General features: G+C 61.3%; 9 protein-coding genes. 5 read left to right on the plus strand and 4 right to left on the minus strand.

Annotated elements, in window-relative coordinates; genetic code table 11:
• The first annotated feature begins 19 nt into the window (after positions 1 to 19).
• Together phoB and phoR are read left to right on the plus strand one after the other, a co-directional pair.
• Positions 20 to 721 carry a phosphate regulon transcriptional regulator PhoB gene (gene phoB, locus AR306_RS01910; RefSeq protein WP_101496098.1) on the plus strand — a complete coding sequence of 234 codons (702 nt, stop codon included), beginning with the start codon at positions 20 to 22 and terminating at the stop codon, positions 719 to 721.
• A 7-nt stretch (positions 722 to 728) separates the two neighbouring features.
• Complete coding sequence (gene phoR, locus AR306_RS01915; RefSeq protein WP_101495868.1) at positions 729 to 2,039, plus strand: phosphate regulon sensor histidine kinase PhoR; 1,311 nt, start codon at positions 729 to 731, stop codon at positions 2,037 to 2,039.
• On the opposite strand, the gene AR306_RS01920 is transcribed toward phoR, so the two are convergent.
• From AR306_RS01920 to AR306_RS01935, 4 genes are all read right to left on the minus strand, one after another.
• Positions 2,040 to 2,465: a hypothetical protein gene (locus AR306_RS01920; RefSeq protein WP_101495869.1), complete on the minus strand. Its 426-nt coding sequence runs from the start codon at positions 2,463 to 2,465 to the stop codon at positions 2,040 to 2,042. It lies immediately after the preceding gene.
• 155 nt (positions 2,466 to 2,620) lie between these two features.
• Complete coding sequence (locus AR306_RS01925) at positions 2,621 to 4,060, minus strand: aspartate kinase (RefSeq protein ID WP_101495870.1); 1,440 nt, start codon at positions 4,058 to 4,060, stop codon at positions 2,621 to 2,623.
• Positions 4,061 to 4,199: 139 nt separating this feature from the next.
• Positions 4,200 to 5,228 carry an Lnb N-terminal periplasmic domain-containing protein gene (locus tag AR306_RS01930; protein ID WP_101495871.1) on the minus strand — a complete coding sequence of 343 codons (1,029 nt, stop codon included), beginning with the start codon at positions 5,226 to 5,228 and terminating at the stop codon, positions 4,200 to 4,202.
• Positions 5,228 to 7,168, minus strand: a complete 1,941-nt coding sequence (locus AR306_RS01935) for an esterase/lipase family protein (protein ID WP_101495872.1) — start codon at positions 7,166 to 7,168, stop codon at positions 5,228 to 5,230. Before AR306_RS01935 ends, AR306_RS01930 begins: the two co-directional genes overlap by 1 nt.
• Positions 7,169 to 7,337: 169 nt before the next feature.
• On the opposite strand from AR306_RS01935, the gene AR306_RS01940 reads away from it, so the two are divergent.
• The 3 genes from AR306_RS01940 to mgtE all read left to right on the plus strand — a co-directional run bounded on the left by AR306_RS01940 (position 7,338) and on the right by mgtE (position 10,926).
• On the plus strand, positions 7,338 to 8,087 hold the full coding sequence (locus tag AR306_RS01940) for an SIR2 family NAD-dependent protein deacylase (protein WP_101495873.1): 750 nt from the start codon (positions 7,338 to 7,340) through the stop codon (positions 8,085 to 8,087).
• A gap of 11 nt (positions 8,088 to 8,098) precedes the next feature.
• Positions 8,099 to 9,256, plus strand: coding sequence for an iron-containing alcohol dehydrogenase (locus AR306_RS01945; RefSeq protein WP_101495874.1), 1,158 nt, complete (start codon positions 8,099 to 8,101; stop codon positions 9,254 to 9,256).
• A 314-nt stretch (positions 9,257 to 9,570) separates the two neighbouring features.
• A complete protein-coding gene (mgtE, locus tag AR306_RS01950; RefSeq protein WP_240622451.1) occupies positions 9,571 to 10,926 on the plus strand; it encodes a magnesium transporter in 1,356 nt (451 codons plus the stop codon).
• The last annotated feature ends 141 nt before the right edge of the window (positions 10,927 to 11,067 follow it).

An 11,067-nucleotide genomic window follows, 5' to 3' on the forward strand; every position in this document is an offset into this window, starting at 1 on the left:
CTGACAGGACGGTTTGATGATGAATGAGCAGACACTGCTGGTTGTGGATGATGAAGCAGCCATTCGCGACATGCTGGCCACCAGCCTGGAGCTGGCCGGTTTCAGGGTGCTGCTGGCGGAAGATGCCATGCAGGCGCTGGTGCAGATTGCCGATCATGCCCCCGATCTGGTGCTGCTGGACTGGATGTTACCCGGCACCAGCGGCATCGAGCTGGCACGCCGGCTCAAACGCGAAGCGGCCACGGCTGAATTGCCGGTGATCATGCTCACCGCCCGTGGCGACGAGGACAACAAGATCCAGGGGCTGGATGCCGGTGCTGACGACTATGTGACCAAGCCGTTTTCCACCCGTGAACTGGTGTCGCGGGTCAAAGCGGTATTGCGCCGCAGCAGCCCGCTGGGCGGCGAGCAGCCGCTGGACTGTGGCGGGCTGGTGCTGGACCCGGTCAGCCAGCGCATCACCGCCCATGGCCAGCCGCTCAGCCTGGGGCCGACCGAGTTTCGCCTGCTGGCTTTTTTCATGGCCCATGCCGAGCGCGCCTATTCAAGACAGCAGCTACTGGACCAGGTGTGGGGCAGCGGTGTTTATGTCGAGGATCGCACGGTTGATGTGCACATCCGGCGCCTGCGCAAAAGCCTGGAGCCGCATGGTTTTGCCGGCCTGCTGCAGACCGTGCGTGGTACCGGTTACCGTTTTTCACAGCAGGGGCTGCAGGAGTAGGACTGATTTGAATTTCACCATTGTCAAGGAGCTGCGCCGGCTGACCTGGCTGTTGTTGCTTGCCGGGCTGGCCGCCTGGCTGTTGCGCAGCCTGTGGCCGCTGCTGGTCGTACTGGCGGGTTATACCGCGTTCAACCTGTTGCAACTGGTACGCCTGAACCGCTGGCTGCTGCAATATCCGGCCGACTGGGAACCACCGGAGAGCAGCGGTGCCTGGGGCGATCTGTTCAACAGTTTGTATCGACTGCTGCGTAAGGAAAACCTGGCCCGCGACGAGCTGGGCCAGCTGATCCGCCGTACCGAAAATTCCATGTCGGCGCTGCGTGACGGTGTGGTGGTGCTGGATCGCCGCCAGCAGCTGGAAACCTGGAACCAGGCTGCCGCCCAGGCGCTGGGCCTGCGCATGGCCAGCGATCGCGGCCAGGCACTGACCAATCTGGTGCGTCATCCGGCGCTCAGTGCCTACCTACAGGGCAATGATTTCAGCCAGCCGTTGTGCCTGCCGGCTCCCACCGGCAAGGAGCGCCTGCTGGAATACAGCATCACCCGCTTTGGTGCAGGCGAGTACCTGATCCTGATTCGTGATGTGACCCGTCTGCACCGGCTGGAACAGATGCGCAAGGACTTTGTTGCCAATGTCAGCCACGAGCTGAAGACCCCGCTGACGGTGTTCAAAGGCTATCTGGAAACCTTGATCGAAACCGTACCCGCAGAGCAGGCGGCACTGCACCGCGCCTTGCAACACATGGGGGCACAAAGCGAGCGCATGGAGCTGTTGATCCGTGACCTGCTGCTGCTGTCACGGCTGGAAAACACCGAAACCCGCAATGATCCGCAGCCGGTAGCGGTGGCCGGGCTTGTGCAGGGGCTGGTGGATGGTCTTGATCTGCTGATCCGCAATAAAGGCCAGCAGGTGCGGCTGGAAATTCCGCCTGACTTGCACCTGCAGGGTGACGAGACCGAGCTGGCCAGTGCCTTTGGCAATCTGCTGGCCAATGCCGTGCATTATAGCGGCCAGGACGCATGCATTCATGTGCACTGGCAGCCGGATGCAGGCGAGGGCGCAGGTGGCCGGCTGATCTTTGATGATACCGGTCCCGGCATTGCCGCCCATCACCTGCCACGCCTGACCGAACGTTTCTACCGGCCTGACGCCAGCCGCGTGACGGCCACCGGTGGCACCGGGCTTGGGCTGGCCATCGTCAAGCATGTGTTGTTGCGCCACAACGGACAGCTGGAAATCGACAGCACCCCGGGTCAGGGCAGCCGCTTCGCCTGCCGCTTTGAGATGCAGGGTGACCTGGCCGGGTCTGGCTGATCAGAAGCCTATGACTTTTCGCTGCGGTTCAAGCAGGCGGGCAGCCATGTCTGCCGGTTTGGCCGGGGTGATGCCGGCACGCAGGTCGTCTGCCGTCTTGCCGTTATTGGGCAAGTAGAGGGCACAGACCGAGGCGGTGGCACCTTTCTTGATGGCAGCATCCAGCAGCTGCACCGGGGTGACGTTGTTCGGCTTGAGTGCTTCGCCGGTCGCGTTTTTCAGTGCCATGTCACCGGCCGTGTCACACAGCAGGATATCAACTTGCGCGCCTTGTTCCTGCATCTGGTTGGCCAGTACCATGGCCATGCCCTGGCTCATCGGGCTGGCGGAAGTCAGGGAAACGGTAACTTGCTGTGGCTCGGCGGCCAGTGCGCTGGAAGCCGCCAGGGCCAGGCCGAGGCCCAGTGCGAATACGGTTTTTGTCATGTTGGCTCTCCGGTTCGGGACGTGGGAAAGCCAAAAGATATATCGTTTAATAAACAAAGTCTTGCGACATTTTGCCGCAGGCGGGCCGTGCATGACGCCCGCAGGAGGGAAAGGCCGGCCTGTCCGATGGCCGGACAGGCCGGAGCCTGCAGGTCTCAGACCGCCTGATTGATGACGCCGTTGTAGTTTTCCGGCTCGATCAGGGCGCGGTGCAGGGCCTTGATGGCGCTATCGTAATCGCTTTCCTGGACCACGATCTGCACCTCGACCTGGCGAATGGTCTGCTGTAGCGCCTGTACGCTGATGCCGGCATCGGCCAGCGCAGTGGCGATCTTGGCCAGAATGCCCTTTACCTTCATGTTGGAGCCGATGGCGGAGACGATGGCCACGTTGTGTACTGTCACCTCGGCCTTGTCATAGTGCTCCTCGATCAGGCGGGCGGCGCGATTGATGATCTTGCGCGAGCCCGAGCAGAAATAGGTAATGCTGTTGGCATCGCGCGACTTGTTGACCATGTAGATGCGCAGCTGCTTGATGATGTTGGTGATCTGGGTGTCGTAATCGGGGTCGCCAAGCATTTCCTGGTCGAACACCTCGATGCCGAAAACGTCCTTGCGCCCGGCAATGATCTCTACCCGGGGTATTTCGCTGGAGTAGCTCTGGCAAATCAGGGTGCCGGCGTGTTCCGGCTCGAAGGCATTCTTGATGCGCAGCTCGACACCGGCGCGGCGCAGTGTGCGGCCGGCACGGGGGTGGATTGCCTCCATGCCCAGGTTGGACAGCTGGTCGGCAACGTCATAGTTGGTCATGCCGATGGTCACTACCTTGTCATGGCCGACCAGGTTGGGGTCGGCGGTGCTCAGGTGGAATTCCTTGTGGATGATCGCCTCTTTGGCGCCGGTAGCGGCCGCGATCTGGGCGAAGGTGATCTCGGTATAGCCACGGTCGAAGGTGTTCATCAGGCCTTCGCGACAGTGGGTGTAGCCCGGGGCAACCACCAGCTCGCTGGCGAAGTCGAAGTTCTTGAAGTGTTCGGTGATGGTGTCTTCGAAGCTCAACGGTGCGCGGCTTTGTTGCCAGCCAGTGAGGTCGGCAAAGCGGGCGTTGATGCCGCGCAGCTTGAGCGCCAGCACGGTGTTGAAGGCGCTGTGCGCCTCGCCCAGTGACGCCAGCATCTCGCGTACCTTCATCAGGTGTTCGGCCAGCTGGAAGTGCCCGTAATGGCACAGCTGCTGCAGGCTGCGCATGACGTGGGTGCAGTCGTCGATGCGGCCATTGATGAACTGGTTGGCCTGCTGCAGGGCATGGCTGTTGTCGCCGAAGATCTCCGCGTTCTTGGCCAGCATGGCCTCGCGCACGGCTTCCAGCGCCTTTTGCCAGGCTTCGTCGCTGCTGGCTTCGGCAAAGCGCTGGTAGACGCCGGGTTCGCCGGTTTTCTTGTGCTCCAGCAGCTGGTTGGTCATGCCGCTGTAAGCGGAAACGACAAAAATGCGCTGATAGACCCCGTGCTCCGGGTGTTCGGTCAGGAAAATATTGTTCAGTACTTCCGAAAAGCTGCTCATGGAAGTGCCGCCGATTTTTTCTACGCTGTGCATGAAAGAAGGCCTGCTGGAGATGGAATCAGATTGCGTGCATCCTGCACGCGGCCGGTAATTATGATTTATGCCGTGATGATGTGCAAATGCGGCCTGTTTCACGCCTTGACGCTCCGGTGACGCACTGCAATGCCCCAAGCTAGAAAGGCAATCCCTGCGGCAGGGCCTGTGGTTCGTGTCGCCAGCCGGGCACGCCTTCGCGGATGCGCCGTGAATAGTCACTGCGCCCGGCGGCAGCCAGCGAGCGCTGATTGATATGGCCCAGTTCGCGCAGTTCGTCGAGCCCGAAGCCTTCGATCAGGCCGTGCTGCTCCTGGATATAGGAGGGCAGGTAGCCGGTCAGCAGCAGGCGCGGGTCCAGCGGCAGGCCGCCGGTCACCTGCTGCAGCATGGTATACACCAGCGTGGTGCAATTGACGGTAATGGTATTGTAGAAACGCGGTGTCTTTGCCAGTGCATTGGCTTGCTCGACATAGGCCAGGAACAGCGCACGACGGACCTGGGCCGGCATGGCTATGCGATACAGGTAGGCGTCCTCGCCGCGCACGTTGGGGCGCACAGCCACCGCATCACGCTCGTCGGTAGCGAGAATGCTCAGCTCGAACTGTTTGAAGAAACCGCCCAGTTCGGAAAACTCCTCGTCCTTTTCCTTGCGGATTTCCACGCTGAAGGTGACGAACTGGCCGCCATCAAAGCCGAATGACACCAGCACGTGGGCAATGCTGTCCATGCCCCAGTGCGAGCTGATCATGTCCACCGAGCGCAGGCGCTGCAGGTCGTATTCGCGGCTTTCCCAGCGGATGTCGTAGTCGTTGTCCGAGCGCCAGGCAAAGTTGCGCACGTTGTGCAGGGTCACCCGGTTGCCATTGATATCGCCGGTGGTCATGCGGGCCACTTCGTCGGCCCATTCACGCTCATGCAAGGGCTGGATATCGCCCCACCACAGCAAAAGCTCACCGTGCAACACAAGGTAGAGTATCAGCCCGGTTTTCCAGTAGCCGCGCCACAGCAGGTACAGGGCGTAAAAGCCCAGGCCGGCCCAGGTCAGCTGGATGAAGGTGTTCTGTGCCGGGTTGAACGGCAGCTGAAAATGCAGGGCCAGCAGGCCCCAGACTGCCGCCGGCAGGATTAGCAGGCTCAGCAGCAGGCGCAGGCTCCAGTGCAGCATCAGGGAGCCTCCGCCAGTGCCGGCGTGGTCTGCAAATGTTCATGCAGGATGCGGCGGACCTCCAGGATAGCCTCGGGAGTTTCCTGCACGCTGTGCCAGGAGTGGATCACCTTCTCTGAACGAGCCCCTTCAAGGTGGGCGCTCTGGTAGGGCACCACGCCGTCACTGGACTGCAACAGCGGGATTTTCAGTTTGTCGTGGCCAATAATCGAGTGATACGGCAAGCCATCGGCGATGGGCAGTCCTGCAGTGGCGCGGATGAAGGGGTCGCGGTTGCTGAGGTTGTCGATGCTGTTGAAGCCGCGAACCACCGGTGTGGCGTTGGCAGAAGAAGGGTCAACCAGCAGCTGGGCGATTTCCGTCATGCGGCCGAGCATGGAAAAGGGCAGCTTGATCAGGTTGGCGGTCCAGCGCGCCAGCCGGTATTCGGCCACCGGTGTGCCGCGATGCGGGGCGGCAATGAATATCGCCCGGCGTGCCTGGGGCATCGGCTTGAACCAGGCATAGGGTTCGAGTGCCTTGCGGACACGCGCCTTGCGCTGACCGTCGAGCTGGTAGCGGTCAACCACTTCCTGCCAGAGCTGGTCGCCGGAATCGGAAACCATCAGGCGTGACAGCACCCCGCCCATGCTGTGTCCGATCAGCACCAGGTCCTGTGTGGCGCGGTGTTGGCCGCGCGGGTCGAGCGAGCTGATGGTGTCCTGCAAAGCCTGGCGGATCAGGGCATGGTTGAGGGCAATGGGAGCGTTGGTCGGATAGTAGACCTGCCAGATCTGGTAGTTCTGGCGCAAGGATTCGTCGCCGAGGATCTCGTTGGCCACGTTGATCCAGGCTTCCGGGCTGCTGGCCAGGCCATGCAGCAGGACAATGATGCGCCGGCGCGGGTCATAGGGCTGCATCAGGTAGACGTGCGGCTGTTCGAGAATCTCGCCACGGCCGATCAGTGTCAGCAGCGACTGGTTGGCAAAACCGGAGCGGGCCAGCCACAGCCCGTAGCCGGAGGTGAAGTTAGCCGCCAGCGGCACATACTGCCCGGCCAGGGTGACATGGTCCAGGCGGTAGGGGTCGAAGCCCATCAGCTCGGTGGTACGGGTGGCCAGCACCTCTTCCAGGCTGTCGCCGGGAAAGCGCAGCACCAGCGTCAGTGCCGGAAACGGAGTTTCACTGTAGGCCTGTTCGCTGCTCTGGCTGGTGACCACCTTTTTCGCCATCACTGCCACCAGCTCTGCACCGATGCCGTCACGCCGGTACTGGTTGCGCAAGCCCTTGAAGGTCAGCGAGGCGGCGGGTACCAGCTGCTGGGGCAGCTGCTGGTCACGCGACAGGCGCAGGTTCTTCAGCTTGCCGCTGATGTGCCAGCCATCGGCATTGATGTTGAAGTTGCCGAAGCGGTCGAGGCTGCCACGCAGCTCCTGCTGCTTTTCGTCGAACAGGCGGGTGACAGCCTGCTGGACGGAGTAGTTGTAGTAGTCGCGTACCTGGGTCTGACGGTCTTCCAGGGCCCGCTCGCTGGCGGTGCGCTCGGAAAAGAACAGGTAGGCGTAGGCATGGCGGGCCGATTGTAGCCAGGCATGCAGGCTGTCCCGGTGTTGCCGGTCTGCCGGCTCGCTTGTGGCGGCTGTTCCGTTGATGGCCTGCTGCAGCCAGAGTTCGGCCAGGGCGGCGGTACGCTGTTCGGCATCCAGTCCGTTGCTGTTGCTCAGCTGTTCATGGCAGATTTCGATCTGCTTGCTGCAGGCAGCTACATCCAGCCCCAGCACTTGCAGGGCGGCATGGGTGGACGGGCTCAGCTCGCCGGTGGTGAGGATGTCGCCACGACGCTGGGACATGTAATCGGTGGTGCTGACACTGACGGTCTTGACGCCGGCGCAGCCGGACAGCACCAGCAGCAACGATAGCAGCAGTGAGTGGAGTGACCGGTAAAACAGGGAAGAAAGCATAGAAATGTGCTAAAACGAATGCCGGATCAAGCAGGCGGGGCAAAAAGCACTATTTTGCAGGGTCGCTGGCCGAAAGGCCAGAAACAGTATGCAGAATATATTGAGCGGCGGATGGTGATCCGGTTCCGGATGGTGGTTGCTTGCATCCCGGCATGAGAGGAGAACAGCCATGACAGATATTCCAGCGGCAGCAAAACAGGCGGTGCGCCAGGCGCGGCATCTGGTGGTGTTTACCGGTGCTGGCGTGTCGGCAGAAAGCGGTGTGCATACCTTTCGTGATGCGCTGACCGGGCTTTGGGCACGCTTTGATCCGATGCAGCTGGCCACGCCTGAAGCGTTTTTGCGTGATCCGGCGCTGGTCTGGGGCTGGTACGAGTGGCGGCGCCAGCTCTTGCTGGGCGTGGAACCAAACCCGGCGCACCGCGCCATTGCCGGGCTGCAGCAGACTCTGCCCAGGGTTACCCTGATTACGCAAAATGTTGACGACCTGCATGAGCGGGCCGGCAGCCGGGATGTGCTGCACCTGCATGGCAGCATCTTTGCTCCGCGCTGCTTCGATTGTGGCCGGCCCCATGAATTTGCCGGCGCACCGGCAATGGCCAGCGAGCAGGCACTGGAGCCGCCGCGCTGCAGTTCCTGTAACGGACGGGTACGCCCAGGGGTGGTCTGGTTTGGCGAAGCGTTACCCGAGGGCGCGTTGGATGCGGCATTTGCCGCTGCCGGCGACTGTGACTGCCTGCTGTCGATCGGTACCTCCGGTGTGGTACAACCTGCAGCGATGATTCCCGATCTGGCCGCCCGGAGGGGTGCCACGGTAATCCATGTCAATCCGGAGCCAATCTCTGTGGGCCGTGCCAATGAATACAGCCTGCAAGGGCCGGCCGGACAAATTTTGCCATTGCTGCTGACTAACGATTAAAAGGTGTTTTTATGCTCAGTCTCGATTTTTACAACCCGACACGCATCATTCTTGGCAAGGGCCGCATTGCCGAACTTGACCGGCATATAGCGGCGGATGCCCGCGTGCTGGTGCTGTATGGCGGCGGCAGCGTCGAGCGTAACGGCACGCTCGACGAGGTACGCCAGGCAATGGGTGAACGCCATGTGCAGTACTTTTCCGGTATCGAGCCCAACCCGGCCTATGAAACCCTGATGCAGGCGGTGGAGCTGATCCGCCGCGAACAGCTGGATTACCTGCTGGCAGTGGGCGGCGGCTCGGTGATTGACGGTACCAAGTTTGTTGCTGCTGCCGTCAATTTCGCCGGTGATCCCTGGCAGATACTGCTCAATGGCGGCGAGAACGTTACCGAAGCCTTGCCGCTGGCTTCGGTATTGACCCTGCCGGCAACCGGCTCGGAAATGAACAATGGTGCGGTGGTCACCCGTCTGGCCGACAAGGCCAAGCTGCCCATGCACAGCGACCTGGTGTTTCCGCAATTTTCGGTGCTGGACCCGACCAAGACTTTCAGTCTGCCGGCCCGTCAGGTTGGCAACGGGGTGGTGGACTCCTTTGTACATGTCATCGAGCAGTACCTGACGGTGGTGGGCAACAACCCGCTGCAGGACCGCTTTGCCGAGGGCTTGCTGCAAACGCTGGTGGAGATTGGCGAGCAGGCGGTTAGCGAAACGGACAACGAGGAACTGCGTGCCAACCTGATGTGGGTGGCCTGTCTGGCCCTGAACGGCCTGATCGGGGCCGGCGTGCCGCAGGACTGGTCGACCCATTTGCTGGGCCATGAGCTGACCGCACTGTACGGGCTGGACCATGCGCAAACATTGGCGGTGGTGCTGCCGGCCATGCTGCAGGTACGCCGTGACGCCAAGCGGGACAAGCTGCTGCAATATGCGGCAAGGGTCTGGCAGCTGACGAGCGGCAGCGAGGAACAGCGCATTGATGAAGCCATCAGGCGTACGCGGGCATTCTTCGAGGCGGTTGGCGTGCCGACCCGGCTGGCGGACTACGGACTGGATGCAGCCTGCATCGAGCCGGTGTTGCAGCAGCTGGAAGCCCATGGCATGACCACACTGGGCGAACACGGGGATATCACGCCGGAGGTTTGCCGCCAGGTGCTGGAGTTGGCCCTGTAATTTTGTTGGTCATGACGAATTGCGATCCTGTTTTGCGCATGTCATGAACGGACGCTTAACAACAGGCCTTTTAATGTCGGGGCAGCCTGCTGTCAGGTTGCCCTTTGCCAATGGGTAGCCTAGTATTCGCCCGCCGCATATGCGGTGTTACGAGATTTTGACGCTGTATGGAAAGTTCTTGTTTATGTCCTTCATGGACAACTTTGCATAATTTGATACCTGCTTGCCGGCAGCTGCTGCCCGCCCTTTGATCATGCCCTGAGCCCTGCCTAGGGCGCGTTTCCGGGTGGCCAGTGCATGCCCCGGAGACTGATATGAGCATTACCCACGAAGATATTGCGCTCGTCCTGAGCGCTGCCCTGCACAATGACCAGCTGGATGAAGCACTTGATGCCCTGAAAGGGTTGCGGCCGGTGGATATCGCCGACGCGCTGGAGCTGGTTGCCCCCGAACAGGCTTGGCGCTTGCTGGAACGGCTGCCCGGCCGGGCCGAGATTTACGCTTACTTTGATGCTGATGAACAGGTACGGCTGGCGCGCGAGTTTCCCCGGGCGACACTGGCCCGGCTGGTTGGCGAGATGCCGGCGGACGAGCGAACCGATCTGTTCAAGCGCCTAGATCCGAAACAGCAGAATGAACTGCTGCCGGCGCTGGCCCAGGCCGAGCGTGAAGACATCCGCAGGCTGTCATCTTACGAGGAAGGCACGGCCGGTGCGCTGATGACCTCGGACTATGCCATGCTCAAACCGGGCATGACGGTGGCCCAGGCGCTGGCCTCCCTGCGCCATGAAGCCCCGGATGCGGAGACCATCTACCAGTCGTATGTGATTGATGACGAGCGCCGGTTGCTCGGGGTGGTATCCCTGCGCGACCTGATTCTGGCCCATCCGGACAAGACCATCGACCAGCTGATGATTGCTGATGTGGTCAGTGGCGAGGTCGGCGAAGACCAGGAAGATATCGCCAAGCGCATTACCCGTTATGACCTGTTGGCGCTGCCGATTACCGACCAGATGGGTTGTCTGGTGGGGATTGTCACCTATGACGATGCCATGGATGTGGCCAGCGAGGAAGCCACCGACGACTTCCACAAATCCGCCGGTGTCACCACGTCGGTCGGTAACCTGAAGGATGCCACCATCGGCCTGCTGTACCGCAAGCGGGTGTTCTGGCTGGTGTTGCTGGTGTTCGGCAACCTGTTTTCCGGTGCCGGTATCGCCCACTTCGAGGACATCATTGCCGCCAACCTGGTGCTGGTGTTCTTTCTGCCGTTGCTGGTGGACAGTGGCGGTAACGCCGGCTCCCAGTCGTCGACGCTGATGGTGCGGGCGATGGCCACCGGTGAAGTGGTGATGAAGGACTGGTTCAAGCTGCTTGGCCGGGAGGCCACGGTTGCCCTGTTGCTGGGCTGTACCATGGCGGCAGCGGTTTCGTTGCTGGGTTATATTCGCGGTGATTCGCTGGTGGCACTGGTGCTGGCGCTGAGCATGGTCAGCATTGTCATGGTCGGTTGCGTGATCGGCATGAGCCTGCCTTTTGTCCTGAGCAAGTTCAACCTTGACCCGGCCAGTGCCAGTGCACCGCTGATCACATCCGTGTGTGATGCCTCGGGTGTGGTGGTTTACCTGTATATCGCTTCGCAAATCCTGCCGGGCATGTCGATGGGGTAGGTTCGAATTCATTCGAACACTGCCCGGCAACGCCGGGCAAATGACATACGCTGCAGGGCATCTTCGAAACCTGCTGTGCGAATGAATTCGCACCTACAAGGAGCGCCGGGATCAAACCTGGTGTAGGTTCGAATTTATTCG

This window comes from Thiopseudomonas denitrificans, assembly GCF_002866065.1.
In the GTDB taxonomy this organism is placed as follows: Bacteria; Pseudomonadota; Gammaproteobacteria; order Pseudomonadales; family Pseudomonadaceae; genus Thiopseudomonas; species Thiopseudomonas denitrificans.